The 15,190-nt window shown below is 65.3% G+C and carries 13 protein-coding genes; 10 read left to right on the forward strand and 3 right to left on the reverse strand.

Annotated elements, in window-relative coordinates; translation table 11 throughout:
* Positions 1–34: 34 nt before the first annotated feature.
* A complete protein-coding gene (locus tag ACSHWJ_RS06970; RefSeq protein ID WP_010959537.1) occupies positions 35–826 on the reverse strand; it encodes an ABC transporter permease in 792 nt (263 codons plus the stop codon).
* A complete protein-coding gene (locus ACSHWJ_RS06975) occupies positions 826–1,473 on the reverse strand; it encodes an ABC transporter ATP-binding protein (RefSeq protein WP_010959536.1) in 648 nt (215 codons plus the stop codon). Before ACSHWJ_RS06975 ends, ACSHWJ_RS06970 begins: the two co-directional genes overlap by 1 nt.
* Before the next feature lie 239 nt (positions 1,474–1,712).
* Between ACSHWJ_RS06975 and ACSHWJ_RS06980 the strand changes: the two genes are divergently transcribed.
* From ACSHWJ_RS06980 to ACSHWJ_RS07015, 8 genes are all read left to right on the forward strand, one after another.
* The gene (locus ACSHWJ_RS06980) at positions 1,713–2,300 is read left to right on the forward strand and encodes a DUF502 domain-containing protein (protein WP_010959535.1); all 588 of its coding nucleotides are present in this window, start codon (positions 1,713–1,715) and stop codon (positions 2,298–2,300) included.
* 178 nt (positions 2,301–2,478) lie between these two features.
* A complete protein-coding gene (locus ACSHWJ_RS06985) occupies positions 2,479–3,567 on the forward strand; it encodes a hydrogenase small subunit (RefSeq protein ID WP_017366018.1) in 1,089 nt (362 codons plus the stop codon).
* 15 nt (positions 3,568–3,582) lie between these two features.
* Entirely contained in the window at positions 3,583–5,376 is a 1,794-nt protein-coding gene (locus ACSHWJ_RS06990) for a nickel-dependent hydrogenase large subunit (protein WP_218800788.1), read from the forward strand.
* Between the two features lie 38 nt (positions 5,377–5,414).
* Positions 5,415–5,993 carry a HupE/UreJ family protein gene (locus ACSHWJ_RS06995; RefSeq protein WP_218812130.1) on the forward strand — a complete coding sequence of 193 codons (579 nt, stop codon included), beginning with the start codon at positions 5,415–5,417 and terminating at the stop codon, positions 5,991–5,993.
* 10 nt (positions 5,994–6,003) lie between these two features.
* Positions 6,004–6,690: a Ni/Fe-hydrogenase, b-type cytochrome subunit gene (gene cybH, locus ACSHWJ_RS07000; RefSeq protein ID WP_017366015.1), complete on the forward strand. Its 687-nt coding sequence runs from the start codon at positions 6,004–6,006 to the stop codon at positions 6,688–6,690.
* A 4-nt stretch (positions 6,691–6,694) separates the two neighbouring features.
* The gene (locus ACSHWJ_RS07005; protein WP_010959530.1) at positions 6,695–7,300 is read left to right on the forward strand and encodes a HyaD/HybD family hydrogenase maturation endopeptidase; all 606 of its coding nucleotides are present in this window, start codon (positions 6,695–6,697) and stop codon (positions 7,298–7,300) included.
* Positions 7,301–7,343: 43 nt separating this feature from the next.
* Entirely contained in the window at positions 7,344–8,180 is an 837-nt protein-coding gene (locus ACSHWJ_RS07010) for a hydrogenase expression/formation protein (protein ID WP_218796809.1), read from the forward strand.
* A 124-nt stretch (positions 8,181–8,304) separates the two neighbouring features.
* Positions 8,305–8,478, forward strand: coding sequence for a hypothetical protein (locus ACSHWJ_RS07015; RefSeq protein WP_198323211.1), 174 nt, complete (start codon positions 8,305–8,307; stop codon positions 8,476–8,478).
* A gap of 138 nt (positions 8,479–8,616) precedes the next feature.
* On the opposite strand, the gene ACSHWJ_RS07020 is transcribed toward ACSHWJ_RS07015, so the two are convergent.
* Positions 8,617–9,453: a symmetrical bis(5'-nucleosyl)-tetraphosphatase gene (locus ACSHWJ_RS07020; RefSeq protein ID WP_218796808.1), complete on the reverse strand. Its 837-nt coding sequence runs from the start codon at positions 9,451–9,453 to the stop codon at positions 8,617–8,619.
* 277 nt (positions 9,454–9,730) lie between these two features.
* Between ACSHWJ_RS07020 and mpl the strand changes: the two genes are divergently transcribed.
* Entirely contained in the window at positions 9,731–11,095 is a 1,365-nt protein-coding gene (gene mpl / locus ACSHWJ_RS07025; protein ID WP_010959526.1) for a UDP-N-acetylmuramate:L-alanyl-gamma-D-glutamyl-meso-diaminopimelate ligase, read from the forward strand.
* A 70-nt stretch (positions 11,096–11,165) separates the two neighbouring features.
* On the forward strand, positions 11,166–15,185 hold the full coding sequence (locus tag ACSHWJ_RS07030; protein ID WP_432539537.1) for a hypothetical protein: 4,020 nt from the start codon (positions 11,166–11,168) through the stop codon (positions 15,183–15,185).
* The last annotated feature ends 5 nt before the right edge of the window (positions 15,186–15,190 follow it).

Below are 15,190 nucleotides of genomic sequence, written 5' to 3' on the forward strand. Positions count from 1 at the left end.
GAGAAAAGCCGGGGGAACGCGGACCATCAACCCTTCAGTGTCGTCGGAAAACCGCCTCCCGCAGCACGCCGAACTCGTCGAAGGCGAAGCGCAGGCTGAGTGAGAGGTTGAGCACGGCAGCCAGGCTCATGCTGGCGAAGATGCAGAGCATGATGGCGATCTGGTATTTCACCGCCACCCAGGGTTCGCTGCCGCCGAGTATCTGGCCGGTCATCATGCCCGGCAGGGAGACCAGTCCGAGGGTCGCCATGCTAGCCAACGTCGGGTTGACGGAAGCCTTGAGCGCCTCGCGGAAATATGGCCGTACCGCTTCGCGGCGGGTCGCACCCAGCAGCAGATAGGTAAGGTATTCGTTCTCGTTTTTCCGGATCGCGGAGTAGAACCGCTCCAGCCCGATCACGTTGCCCTGCAGACAGTTGCCGAGGATCATGCCGGCCAGCGGCACCAGATAACGCGCGTCGTAGATCGGCTCCGGCCGGATCACCAGAAGCAGCAGATAAGCCACCGAGAACGCCGTTCCGGCCACGATGGCCGCAAGCGTCGAAAGGAAAAAATGCCTGATGCGGAGACCCGCCCGGCGGAGAATGGTGAAATCGGCCACCACCAGCATGACCACGATCCACAGGACGTTGAGCGCCGGCGCGTTGATCTCGAACAGGTATTTGAGATAGATGCCGACCAGCGCCAGTTGCACGCTCATCCGGACGATGCTCAGCCACAGTTCGCGCGCGAGATGCAACCCCGCGCTCCACAGCAGCAGCCAGGGCAGCACGGCGATGCCGTAGAGCAGCATCATTCTCGTCGGGGATATGTCGACCGTGTCCATCATCCCGCTGCCGTCAGACGCCCGTCTTGCAATTCGAACACGGTATCACACCGGGCGATCCAGTCCGGATCGTGCGCCACCGACAATACGGTGAGCGCTGGATCGCTGAAGAAGTCCTGCACCGCCCGCTTGCTTTCCGGGTCCAGGGCGGAAGTCACCTCGTCCAGCAGATAGAGCCGCTTGCCGAGGAGCTGGGCGCGAGCCACGGCGATGCGCTGTTTCTCGCCACCGGAAATCCGGCTGCAGTGCTGATCCAGGATCAACGGCGCGAGGCCGAGCCGGCCCAGGATCTCGGCCAGCCTGCCGGTGGAAGGCGCCTTGCCGCGATGGGCCTTGAAGCCGAAGGGCAGCAGCAGGGCCTCCCGCACCGTGTCGGCGCCCAACACGGGCTCCTGGCCGATGTAGGCCGCACAGGCACGAATCGCGCTGACGGTGTCCCGGTCGAGGAGCCTGCCCGCGAAACGGACCTCACCGTCCGCCACTGGATACACCCCCAGCAGGGTCTTGAGCACCGTGCTCTTGCCCGAGCCCGATTTGCCCTTGAACACCGCCTTCTCGCCTTCGCGGATGTCGAAGCTCAGTGCGCGGAGAATCGTGCGCCCTTGCACAGCCACCGACACACGGTCGAACCGGACCAGTCCGGTCACCGGTTCACCCCTGCCAGCCTGCGTTCAAAAACCATCGATACTCCCTTTGTCGTCGGCTTCACCCGACGGATGCCGCGGACCGCCCGAAAAGCGCTGCAGCAGACGGTGATCTGTGCCGGGATTATAACGTTCGACCACGCCGGGAACCCGAAAGTCACCATTGCGCTGCGGCAGGCGGTCTCGCGGCGAAAGAGGACGGCTGGTATCCTCAGTCGCCACCGTCCCCTGGAGATCCGTTCATGAAACAGTCGGCACAGCGCATTCTGCATTACTTTCTGATCGGCGTGCTGGGCGTCCTTCCCATCGTCATCGTCCTGCAGGTCGTGATCTATGTGGAAAACCTGTTGAGAGACTTCGTGGTGAGTTTTTTCAGCAGTTACCGGAACCTGTTCATCCCGAGCGTCATGTTCACCGCGGCCGTCCTGTTCCTCACCTATTTCGGCTACCTGCTGCAGCACGGCAAGGCACACCTGCTCTATTTCGTGGAAAAACTGGTCATCCGCATCCCGCTCCTGGGTACCCTTTACCGAGTGACGCAGAAACTGGTGAACATCTTCCGTGGCGATGGATCGACCAAGCTGCGGGAGGTCGTCTACATCGAATACCCGAAGGAGGGTCTGTGGGTCCCGGCCTTCGTGACCAACCGGATCGGGGACCGGTACGTGATCTACGTACCGACCTCTCCCAACCCCACCTCCGGCTTCACCGTGATTCTCCACGAATCGAGGATCAAGCGATCCCACATGACGATCGAGGAAGCCTCGAGCTTCGTGATCAGCCTGGGGGTGGACATGCCCAGGCCGGACGAGACAGCCGGATTACGGTAGGCCGGGCCTCGTTTTCATCTCTCCACGATTGACATCGTCCCCCAAACCTCGTAGAAAGCATTTCCCATGTTTCCAGTAAGGTTTAACCGTCATCGACAACGATAAGACCGGCGAGTGAGCCATAGCAGGGCTGGCGCGTCGGACCCCAATGGCTGATTACAGGCTTCGAGGAGGAAGCATGGCTACGACCGCACGCCCGGACACGTTCTACGATGTGATGCGCCGCCAAGGGGTGACCCGGCGCAGTTTTCTCAAGTTCTGCGGCTTGACCGCATCGGCCCTCGCACTGGGGCCGGAATTCATCGGCACGATCGCCCACGCCATGGAGACCAAGCCGCGCACGCCGGTGCTGTGGCTGCATGGCCTGGAATGCACCTGCTGTTCCGAATCCTTCATCCGTTCGGCCCACCCGCTGGCCAAGGACGTGGTGCTGTCCATGCTCTCGCTGGACTACGACGACACCCTCATGGCGGCCGCCGGCTTCCAGGCGGAAGCCATGCTGGAAGACACCATGCAGAAGTACAAAGGCCGCTACATCCTGGCCGTGGAGGGCAACCCGCCGCTGAACGAGGACGGCATGTTCTGCATCGTCGGCGGCAAACCCTTCGTCGAACGGCTGCGCTATGCCGCCAAGGACGCCGCCGCCGTCATCGCCTGGGGATCCTGCGCCTCCAACGGCTGCGTGCAGGCGGCCCGCCCCAACCCGACCCAGGCCACGCCGATCCACAAGGTCATCACCGACAAGCCCATCATCAAGGTGCCCGGCTGTCCGCCCATCGCCGAGGTCATGACCGGCGTCGTGACCTACATGCTGGCCTTCGACAAGATTCCCGAACTCGATGCCCAGGGTCGGCCCAAGATGTTCTACGGCCAGCGCATCCACGACAAATGCTACCGCCGCCCCCACTTCGACGCCGGCCAGTTCGTCGAGCAATGGGACGACGAGGCCGCGCGCAAGGGCTACTGTCTGTACAAGGTCGGCTGCAAGGGGCCGACGACCTACAACGCGTGCTCGACGGTACGCTGGAACAATGGCGTCTCCTTCCCGATCCAGTCCGGCCACGGCTGCATCGGCTGTTCCGAGGAGAATTTCTGGGACAAGGGCTCGTTCTACGACCGCGTCACCGAACTCAATACGTTCGGCGTCGAGGCCAATGCCGACAAGGTCGGGCTGGTCGCCGCCGGCGCCGTGGGCGCAGGCATCGCGGCGCATGCCGCCATCTCGATCGCCAAGAAGAAAGACCACGAGAAAGAAACTCAAGAATAAGGATCGGGGAGCACCATGACTGCCATTCAAACACCCAACGGTTTCACCCTCAACGACGCCGGCAAGCGGATCGTGGTCGATCCGGTCACCCGCATCGAGGGCCATATGCGCTGCGAAGTGAATGTGGACGACGACAACATCATCCGCAACGCGGTCTCCAGCGGCACCATGTGGCGCGGACTGGAGGTCATCCTGAAGGGCCGCGACCCGCGCGATGCGTGGGCCTTCACCGAACGGATCTGCGGTGTCTGCACCGGTACCCACGCCCTGACCTCGGTACGGGCGGTGGAGGACGCGCTCGGGATCGCCATCCCGGAGAACGCCAACTCCATCCGCAACATCATGCAGCTCACCCTGCAGGCCCACGACCATCTCGTGCATTTCTACCACCTGCACGCGCTGGACTGGGTGGACGTGGTCAGCGCGCTCAAGGCCGATCCGAAAGCCACCTCCGAACTGGCACAGCGCATTTCGCCCTGGCCCAAGTCGTCGCCGGGCTATTTCCACGACATCGCCAGCCGGCTGAAGAAGTTCGTCGAGAGCGGCCAGCTCGGCCCGTTCGGCAACGGCTACTGGGGCAACCCCGCCTACCGGTTGCCGCCGGAAGCCAACCTGATGGCGGTGGCGCACTATCTCGAGGCCCTGGATTTCCAGAAGGAAATCGTCAAGATCCACACCGTCTACGGCGGCAAGAACCCGCACCCGAACTGGCTGGTCGGTGGCGTGCCCTGCGCCATCAACGTGGACGGCGTGGGCGCTGTGGGCGCGGTCAACATGGAACGTCTCAACCTGGTGTCCTCCATCATCGACCAGACCATCGAGTTCATCGAACAGGTCTACCTGCCCGACCTCCAGGCGATCGCCGGCTTCTACAAGGACTGGCTGTATGGCGGCGGGCTGTCGGCCACCAATGTGCTGTCCTACGGAGACATTCCGGAAAAGGCCAACGACCGCTCGGTGAACAACCTGCTGCTGCCGCATGGCGCCATCATCAACGGCAACCTGAAGGAAGTGCACGAGGTCGACCTGAAGGACCCCGAGCAGATCCAGGAGTTCGTCACCCATTCCTGGTACAAGTATGACGACGAGGGCCGCGGACTGCATCCGTTCGACGGCGTCACCCAGCCGAATTTCGCGCTGGGGCGCAACACCAAGGGCACCCGCACCCACATCGAGAACCTGGACGAAAGCGCCAAGTACTCCTGGATCAAGGCGCCGCGCTGGCGCGGCCACGCCATGGAAGTCGGCCCGCTGGCCCGCTACATCGTCGGTTATGCCAAGGGCATCCCGGAAATCAAGGAGCCGGTCGACAAACTGCTCACCGATCTCGGCCTGCCGCTGACCGCGCTGTTCTCCACGCTGGGGCGCACCGCCGCCCGCGGTCTGGAAGCCCAGTATTGCGCCCATCTGATGAGGCATTTCCAGGACAAACTGGTCAGCAACATCAAGGCAGGCGATCTGGCGACAGCCAACACCGCCAAATGGGAGCCGGACACCTGGCCCAAGGAAGCCATGGGCGCCGGCACGACGGAAGCGCCGCGCGGCGCGCTGGGACACTGGATCAAGATCAAGGACGGCAAGATCGACAACTACCAGTGCATCGTGCCCACCACCTGGAACGGATCGCCCCGCGACCCCAAGGGCAACATCGGCGCATTCGAGGCATCCCTGATGAACACCAAGGTGGAGAATCCGGACCAGCCTCTGGAAATCCTGCGTACCCTGCACAGCTTCGATCCCTGCCTGGCCTGCTCGACCCATGTCATGGACAAGGACGGGCGGGAGGTCACGCGGGTCAGGGTGCGCTGAGCGCGTTCGAAAACCGGGACAAATTCAAGGAGACAACCATGCATCCTGTTCGTTGGTTCGGAACGGCAAGTCTGTTGGCGCTGAGCCCCGTCGCGCTCGCGCATACCGGCATGCATCCCGTCGCTGGCTTCGTGTCCGGATTCAGCCATCCCTTCTTCGGCACCGACCACCTGCTGGCCATGATCGCCGTGGGCCTGTGGGCGGTCACCGTCGCGCCGCAGCGGGTGTGGCTGCTGCCCCTGGCATTCATGGCCGTCATGGGCCTGGGCGGATGGCTGGGCACCGCCGGTATTCCGCTGGCTTACACCGAAACCGGCATTGCCGCCTCGGTCGTACTGCTCGGACTGCTAGTGGCGGGCAAGATCCGCCTGTCGCAGTTCACCGCCTTGAGCCTGGTCGGCCTGTTCGCACTGTTCCACGGCCATGCACATGGAACCGAGATCAGTGCGGACGCCGAACGATGGACTTATGCCGCCGGCTTCATCACCGCCACTGGTCTGCTGCACCTGGTCGGCGTCATCCTTGGGGGGTGGCTGCTGCCGAAGCCGGCCTGGTACCGCGGCTGCGGCGCGGCGATGGGCGCCATGGGGCTGGCGCTGCTGACGCAAGCACTTTAGGAGCACGGCCATGGCGAGCATCGAGACTTTTGATCGGCCGGTCTATGTCTACGAGAAGCCGGTACGGCTGTGGCACTGGATCAATGCCCTCGCCATCGTCGTGTTGGCGGTCACGGGATATTTGATCGCCTGGCCGCCGGTGGTGACTGCCGGCGAGGCCAGCGACCACTACCTGATGGGCTACGTCCGCTTCGTTCACTTCTCCGCCGGCTATGTGCTGGCCGTCGGTCTGATCGGCCGTGCCTATTGGGCGCTGGTGGGCAACCGGTATGCCCGCGAGCTGTTTGCGCCACGCCTCCATGACGTCCACTGGTGGCAGGCGCTGCTGCACGAGGTCCGCTGGTACCTATTTCTGGTCGAAGAGCCCGGCAAGCATGCGGGCCACAACCCGCTGGCCGGGCTGGCCATGTTCCTGTTCTATGTGCTCGGGAGCCTCTTCATGATCACGACCGGCTTCGCCCTGTACGGCGAAGGACTCGGAGCCGGAAGCTGGGCCGCCAACGCCTTCGGCTGGGTGCTGCCCGCCCTGGGCGGCAGCCAGCAGGTCCACAGCCTGCATCACCTGGGCATGTGGTATCTGGTGATCTTCACCCTCATCCACGTCTACGTGGCGGTGCGAGAACAGCACCTGTCGCGCCAGTCCGTCACCACCACCATGATCGATGGCTGGCGGGTATGGAAGGACGACCGTCCGTGATCCGATGCCTCCCCGCGTCCTGATCTTGGGCATCGGCAACCTGCTGTGGGCGGACGAAGGCTTCGGCGTGCGCGTCGCCCAGGCATTGCAGCGGGACTACGTCTTCCCCGAGAACGTCACCGTGATGGACGGCGGCACCCAGGGGCTGGCACTGATCCCATACGTCCAGGAAAGCGACGTGCTCATCATCGCCGATGCGGTGGACTTCGGCCTGGCGCCGGCCTCGCTGGTCGAAGCCCGGGACGAGGATGTGCCCGCCTACCTGCATTCGGGCAAGACCAGCCTGCACCAGGTCAGCTTCCAGGAGGTGCTGGCCCTGTGCAAGCTGATGGGGCAAGGGCCGGAGCGACTCCATCTGGTGGGCGTACAGCCCGTCGACATGGAGGATTATGGCGGCAGCCTGACACCGCCCGTCAAGGCCCAACTCGAACCGGCCATCGCCCGGATACTCGCCGTCTGCGCAGAACTCGGCCTGGCCGGCTGGCGCCGGCCCAAAGGAAACTGCACGGCCGACGCCCTGGACATGACGCAGTACGAGCGTCAGCGACCCTCGGCCGAAGAAGCCTGCCGCATCGGCGACGCCCGCTTCCTGCCGGGCGATCCGCGCTAGACGACCCGCCCCCCCGGGGCTCCGGCACCTCCGAGGACTTACCATGCAAGACGAATTTGCTTTCATAGCGACCGGAAACACACCGCTCTTCCGCCTCCATGACGACCCCGAATGCGCCTGTCCACCCATGCCGGAAGCCATGGCGACCTTCACGCCGCCACCCTTGCACGCGCTGAGCCGGGATGAAACCGGCGAGGGATGCGCCGTGCTGCAGAAGGTGATCGAACGGCTCGGGGGCGCTCCGGGCATCGTCGATCTCACCCCTTGCGACCCGGCGGCCAGGCGCTTCGTCGACGAAGTACTCGGCGAAGGCGAGGTACTGATACGGATCGTGACGCCGCGGGACCGGGTGACGATCCGGGAATCGGTATTCGCCGGGGTTTGGCGCGTTCAGCATCGCGTCGACGGTGAACTGCGACGGGACGATCTGGAAACCGGGCCAGTGCCGGAGGCGGTCTACGGGTGGGCGGAACGCCTGACGGTCGATGGGCCGCCGCACCGTCCCCAGTCCTTTCCGGAAGGCCTGATGAACGCGCCCGCGCTGCTGACCGAGATATTCGACCATTCGGCAGACTGCCCGAACGATCGTCCCCATGTCATCAACCTGTCGCTGCTGCCGCTGACACCGGAAGATTCGAAATTCCTGATCGACACCTTGGGGACGGCGGGCCTTTCCGTTCTGTCACGAGGGTACGGCGATTGCCGCGTGACACTGACCCGCCTGCCTAACGTGTGGTGGGTGCAGTATTTCAACTCCCCCGGCCAACTGATCCTCAATACGCTGGAGATCACCCGCCTGCCTGCCGTGGTAGCGGCCGCGCCAGAAGACCTGGAGGACTCGCGGGAACGGATTGCCGAAGCCCTGGCGCAGTTGAAATGAGCCCAGCCTCGGCGGCTTGCATCCGTCGAAACCTTGACCCCCGTCAAAGAAGGCCCCCGAGAGTCTCTATATATTGTCAACGCTGGCTCAATACAGCGTCACCAAAACAATACGAGGAGTAACCATGAACGACGCAAAAGAAGAGAAAGATTATTTCTGGTTTTACATCGCGGGCCTGGTCATCGCGGTCGTCGTGACGCTCGCCATGGTCAAGAGCAGTGAACACGGCAAATACGTCACTGCCGCCAAAGCCATCGAGGAAGACGCGGCCAATTCCGCCTACAAACACGCTCCTTGATCCAAGTTTTCCGGCGCGCCGTCTTTCGCGTCGGAATGCATAACCTCCCATGGAGCACCTTGCGACGAGCACGAGCCGCAATCGACAGGGATGTCGCCTATCATCCGACACAGCGGCTGCTTCATGGCCCCGAGGCGGCTATTTCGCCAAGGTGGGCTTCTGGTATCCCCCGTGCAGCGACGGCACGGCATGTCGCTCCAACGTCCCGTCCAATTTCAGCGCGGTAAGCTCACCGCCCCACAAGCAGCCCGTGTCCAGGCAGTAACAGTCCTTGCCTGCGAAATAGCCGAGCGTGGACCAGTGCCCGAACACGATCGTGGCGCCCGGCGGCACCCTGTCAGGGACGTCGAACCACGGCACCAAGGACGCGGGTTGCCGCCCCGGCGCCCCCTTTTGCCTGAAATCCAGCCGTCCGGTCCGATCACAATAGCGCATGCGGGTCAAGGCGTTGGTGATGAAACGGAGCCGGTCCCATCCGGCCAGATCGTCGAACCAGAGGTCGGGCTTGTCACCGTACATCTGTCGGCAGAACCCAGTGATGTCTCCGGCCGCGAGGACCGTTTCCACCTCGCCGGCCCTGGCCATCGCAGTCTCCGCATTCCAGGCGGGGGGGATGCCGGCGTGGACCAGGCAATAGCTGCCTTCCCTGTGCACCAGGGGGCGGGTACGCAGCCACGCCAGCAACTCGTCCCGGTCGGCGGCTTCCAGCACGTCGCCGAAAGTATCCTTGTGCTTGACCCGGGAGACCCCGCAGGCCACCGCCAGGAGATGCAGGTCGTGATTGCCGAGCACCGTGGCGGCCGCCGGTCCCAGTCCCCGTATGAACCGCAGGGTTTCCAGCGACTGGGGACCGCGATTGACCAGATCTCCCGTGAACAGCAGGCGGTCCTTGGCGGGATCGAAGCGGATCAGCTCCAGAAGGCGCCGCAGCTCCGCATAGCAGCCTTGTACGTCGCCGATGGCATAGATGGCCATGTCAGCCGGAGCCTCGCCGACAGATCAAAGCGACACTGGCGTCACCGCCATGCGACGGCATCAGACGAGCTCTCCACGAAAAATACCCGGTAGTCAGGGCCGGTTATTCTAGTACGTCCCGGGGCCGTTGGCGCCATGGACGCTGCACCCATATCACCCCGTCTAAAGATACGGCGATATAATCGGTCATTTCCCAATACGAATCGCCGGATGCACGCGTCTACCGCCTGGCGATTCCGTCCCCACCCCTCCGATCAACAAACCGAGGCATCGATAAGTGCGTATTCACATCCTGGGTATCTGCGGCACCTTCATGGGCGGGCTCGCCATCATGGCCCGCCAGCTCGGCCACACCGTCACGGGATCGGACCAAAACGTCTACCCACCGATGAGCACCCTGCTGGAGCAGCAGGGCATCGACCTCTGCAACGGATACAGCCCGGACAACCTTCATCCCGTCCCCGACCTCGTCATCATCGGCAATGCGCTGTCCCGCGGGAATCCTGAGGTCGAGGCGGTGCTGAACATGGGGCTTGCCTATACCTCCGGCGCGCAGTGGCTCTACAACCATGTCCTCAAGGGACGCTGGGTGCTCGCGGTGGCAGGAACCCACGGCAAGACCACGACCTCGAGCATGCTGGCCTGGATACTGGAACACGACGGTCACAAGCCGGGCTTCCTGATCGGCGGAGTGCCGCTCAATTTCGGCATTTCCGCCCGCATCGGCGAAGGCCGGTTCGTCGTCGTGGAAGCGGACGAATACGACACTGCGTTCTTCGACAAGCGCTCCAAGTTCGTCCATTACCGCCCGCGCACCACGATCCTGAACAACCTCGAGTACGACCACGCCGACATCTTCCCCGACCTCGCCGCGATCCAGCGGCAGTTTCACCACCTGGTGCGCAGCGTGCCCGGCAACGGTCTGCTGGTGGTTCCGGAACGGGACGAAAACCTGGCCGAAGTGCTCAGGATGGGGTGCTGGACACCGGTCGAGAAAACCGCCCTGGGGCCGGACACCGCCGCCGACTGGCAGGCGCACCCGCTGGCCGAAGACGGCAGCCGGTTCGACGTGGTGTTCCGTGGGAAACGGCAGGGCACGATCCATTGGCAGCTCTCCGGCCGGCACAACATGCTCAACGCCCTGTCCGCCATTGCCGCAGCCCATCATGCCGGCATCGAGCCGGCCGCTGCGATCTCGGCCCTGAGCCGGTTCCAGAGCGTCAAACGCCGCCTGGAGGTGCGCGCCGAGGTCCGCGGCATCACCCTCTACGACGACTTCGCCCATCACCCCACGGCGATCGCAACGACGCTCGAAGGTCTGCGCGCGCGGGTCGATGGCGCGCGCGTCATCGCGGTCGTCGAACCGCGCTCCAACACCATGCGCATGGGCGTCCACGCCGACACGCTCGCCGCGTCCCTCGCGCCCGCCGACCTCGCCATCCTTTACCAGGCCCCCGACCTCGGATGGGACCTGGCGAAAGTCAGCTCCGCTTCGGACCGCATCGTCACCTGCGACAGCATCGGCGCGATCGTGGAACGCTTGCGGCAGGAATGCCGGGCGGGCGACCACGTGGTCTTCATGAGCAACGGGAGTTTCGGCGGCGTCCACGAGAAGACCGAGGCCGCGCTGCGGGAAACTTGAGTTTCAACGCTCTTGCCCCTTGCCTCCGCTACGCCTAAAGTCGGGGGCATCACCGGTGAGGAGCGCTCCAATGGTTCGACACATCGCATTCTGGGTCCTGCTGGCCTGCGCCGTCCCCGCCTGGAGCGGCCCGCCGAACCCGCCAGACGTGCCGGAAGCCCTCAAACCCTGGATACCCTGGGCGCTCCACGGCCACGAGACGGATGCCTGCCCGCATCTCCTGGAGCAGCCCGGAGAACGCCGGTGCGCTTGGCCGGGGGAACTGGACCTGGAACTCCACGAAAGGGGCGGCAGCTTCCGCAGCCGCTGGCGGAGCTTCACCGACGTCTGGGTGCCCCTCCCCGGCGATCCTCAGTCCTGGCCGCTGGCGGTCGAGATGGACGGCAAACCGGCGACCGTCTCGGCCCGCAACGCGGTTCCCGGTGTCCGGCTGCCGCCCGGCGCTCACACCATAGCCGGGCGCTTCGCCTGGGCCACCCTGCCCGACACCCTGCGCCTTCCCGGCGAAACCGGTCTGGTCCGGCTCAGCGTCGACGGTCGCGCGACAGCGTTTCCGTTCGTCGACGAACAGGGCCAAATCTGGCTGCGCAAGCCCCCTGAAGGCTCCGCACCGGAAACCTCGCCACTCAGGCTCGAGGTCGTCCGCCTGCTGCGAGACGCCGTTCCGATGGAAATCTCGACCCGGCTCGAACTCGACGTCTCGGGTGAAGCACGCGAGGTCCTGCTGGAAGGTTCCGTGCTGCCCGGTTTCGTGCCACTCTCCTTGGACAGCCCGCTCCCCGCCCGCATCGACCCGGACGGACGCCTCCGGTTGCAACTGCGCCCCGGCCACTGGAAAGTCGGCCTCACCAGCCGGGCCACACGGGACTTGCGAGAGATTGCCCTCCCCGTTTTCGCGGCGCCGTGGCCGGGGGAAGAACTGTGGTCGTTCGCCGCCGACAGCTCGATTCGCGTCGTCGAAGTTTCCGGCGCGCCCCCGGTCGATCCGCGGCTGACGCAGCTCCCTGAGGAATACCGGACGCTGCCGACCTACGCCATGGTCCCCGGCACCGCCTTGCGATTGGATCAGGTCCGGCGGGGCGACCCGGAGCCGGAACCCGATGCGCTACACATCCGCCGGACGCTTTGGCTGGATTTTTCCGGACAGGGTCTCACCATCCTGGATGACATTTCCGGCCGGGTCAGCCGCAGCTGGCGCCTGGACGCGGCGCCCACCATGGTGCCGGGACGGGTGACGGTGGACGGCCAACCCCAGACCATCACCCGTCTCGAGGCCGGCCCCGGTGGCGTGGAAATCCGCAGAGGCGAGCTCAACCTGCAGGCGGAAAGCCGCTGGGAAGCCGGTATGTCCTCGCTGCCCGCAACGGGCTGGAACGCCGATTTCGTGAGCGCGGCCGCCGAACTCCATCTGCCGCCGGGGTGGCGCCTCTTCGCCGCACCGGGTGCCGACCATGCCCCGGACTCCTGGGTCGGCCGCTGGTCCCTGCTCGACCTGTTCCTGGTCCTCATCACCGCCCTCGCGGCCGCGCGGCTATGGGGATGGCCTGCCGGAACCGTCACACTTCTCACCCTCGCCCTCACCTGGCACGAATCGGATGCGCCGCAAAGCGTGTGGCTCTGGCTGCTCGGGGTTACCGCCCTGAGCCGGGTCATTCCTTCCGGCAGCTTCGCCTCGGCGCTGCGCGTCGTCCGGGTGATCGTCCTGGCCGCCCTGGCGATCGCAAGCTTGCCGTTCGCGGTGCAACAGCTTCGGCTGAGCCTTTATCCGCAACTCGAGCCGCATGCCCTCTCCTTCGACTACGGCGACCGGGCGGCGGAGCCGGAGGCCGGCGCACCGGCCGCCCCGGCGGCGGCGCTGCAGCAGAAGTCGGGCTCGCTTGCGGAACCCCACACCCCGCCACCCGCCGGCTTGACCCGAACCATCGATCCCGAGGCCCTCGCCCAGACCGGCCCCGGCCTGCCGCAATGGGACTGGAACCTGATAGCGCTGAACTGGAACGGACCGGTGCTGGCGGAGCAAGAGCTCCGGCTGCTGCTGATCCCGCCCTGGGCCAACCGCGGCCTGAATGTCTCGAGGGTGGCGCTGCTTGCCGTGACCGTTCTGCTGCTCCTGGGCTGGCGAACGAAACCCGGCGTTTCCGGGCTGATCCTGTTGCCGCTGGCCCTGTTCGCCGCGCCGGACGGCCACGCCGCTGAATTCCCGCCGCCGGCACTGCTCGACGAACTCCGGATGCGCATCCTTGCGGCACCGGAATGCGGAACGGAATGCGCCCAGATCCAGCGGATGAAGCTCAGGCTCGGCCGCGGCGAGCTGGCCATGACTCTCGAAGCGCATGCGGAAGACCGCGTCGCCATCCCGTTGCCGGTACGGTCGGCGCAGTGGATACCGTCCAGCATCCGGGTCGACGGCGCCCCGCCCACCGGTCCCTATGCCGACCCGGCAGGCACCCTCTGGCTGATGCTGGACCCCGGCATCCATCGCGTCGATCTGTCGGGCCCCTTGCCGAACCTTCCCAGCATAGACCTTCCTCTACCCTTGCGCCCGTACCGGGTAGACGTCGACAGCGAGGGATGGGAGATCGTCGGAATCGACCCGAACGGCAGGCCCGAACCCCAGCTCCAGCTCGTCCGCAAAAGCAGCGGAACCTCCCCGGAACTACGCAGCGACGACGCCCCCTTGCCGGTATTCCTGACGGTCGAACGCACCCTGCGGCTGGGACTGGACTGGCGCGTCGCTACTCGAGTGGCACGGCTATCGCCCTCTGACGCGCCGGTGGCGCTGACCATTCCGCTGCTGCCCGGCGAGGCGGTCATCTCGCCGGGAATCGCGGCCGAAAATGGAAGCGTGCGGATTCATCTGCCGCCCGGCATCGTCGATACGAGCTGGGAATCGACCCTCGACAGGACCGGCAGCCTGGAACTGCGCGCGCCGCAGACCGACGACTGGACCGAAATCTGGCGCCTCGACACCAGCCCGGTCTGGCACGTCGAAACGAGCGGCATCCCCGTGGTCCATCATCAGGATGCCGGAGGCAACTGGCTGCCTGAATGGCGCCCCTGGCCGGGGGAGACGGTGACCCTGCAGATCAGCCGCCCGCCGCCCCTGCCGGGCAACGCACTGACGATCGAAAGCAGCACGCTTCAGACCCGGCCAGGCGGCCGTGCAACCGACTCCGAACTGGCGCTGAGCATCCGCAGCGCGAAAGGTGGCCAACACAGCGTCACCCTGCCGGAGGGCGCCGAGCTGCAATCGGCCGAAATCGACGGCACCGCCCAACCCATCCGCCAGAATGGGCGCGCCGTCGCCGTACCACTGCATCCCGGGGAACAGACCGTCCGGCTGGCGTGGCGCATACCGGCCGGAATCGGGCTGCGCACCGTGGCGCCGGCGGTCGACCTGGGCAGCGCCAGTACGAACAGCCGAACCGGCATCGAACTCGGCCAGGACCGCTGGATCCTCCTGGTCGGCGGTCCGCCCTGGGGACCGTCCGTGCTGTTCTGGGGCACACTGGGGGTGATAGTCGTCGCCGCGTTCGCCCTGGGAACGTGGCTGAACCGGTTGCCGCTCGAGATCCGCCACTGGCTGCTGTTGCTGGTCGGCCTGAGCCAGGTCCCCCTTTTGGCGAGCCTCGTCGTCGCCGGCTGGATCGTGGCTCTGAACTGGCGCCGAAGCGCGAACATGCCGCTCAAGCCGGAGCACTTCAACCTCGTCCAGACGGGCCTTGCCATCCTCACCGTGCTGGCGCTGAGTATCCTGCTGTCAGCCGTGCATCGAGGGCTGCTCGGCCTGCCCGACATGGGAATCACGGGCTATGACTCCAACGCCTATCGGCTCAACTGGTACACGGACCGGAGCGGCCCCATGTTGCCCCGGCCCTGGGTCATCTCGGTACCGCTGTTTGCCTACCGGCTGCTCATGCTGGCCTGGGCCCTGTGGCTGGCCTACGCGCTGCTCGACTGGCTGCGCTGGGGATGGGGATGCTTTGCCACCGGGGGACTCTGGCGGCAGAGCCCCAAGAGAGAAACCGCCTCTGCCGAACCACCGCGTACCGCTGATGCTACGGGCTCGACCGACCCCTGGCAGGCTTGAGTGAG

The organism is Methylococcus sp. S1M, assembly GCF_051295855.1.
Lineage (GTDB): Bacteria > Pseudomonadota > Gammaproteobacteria > Methylococcales > Methylococcaceae > Methylococcus > Methylococcus capsulatus.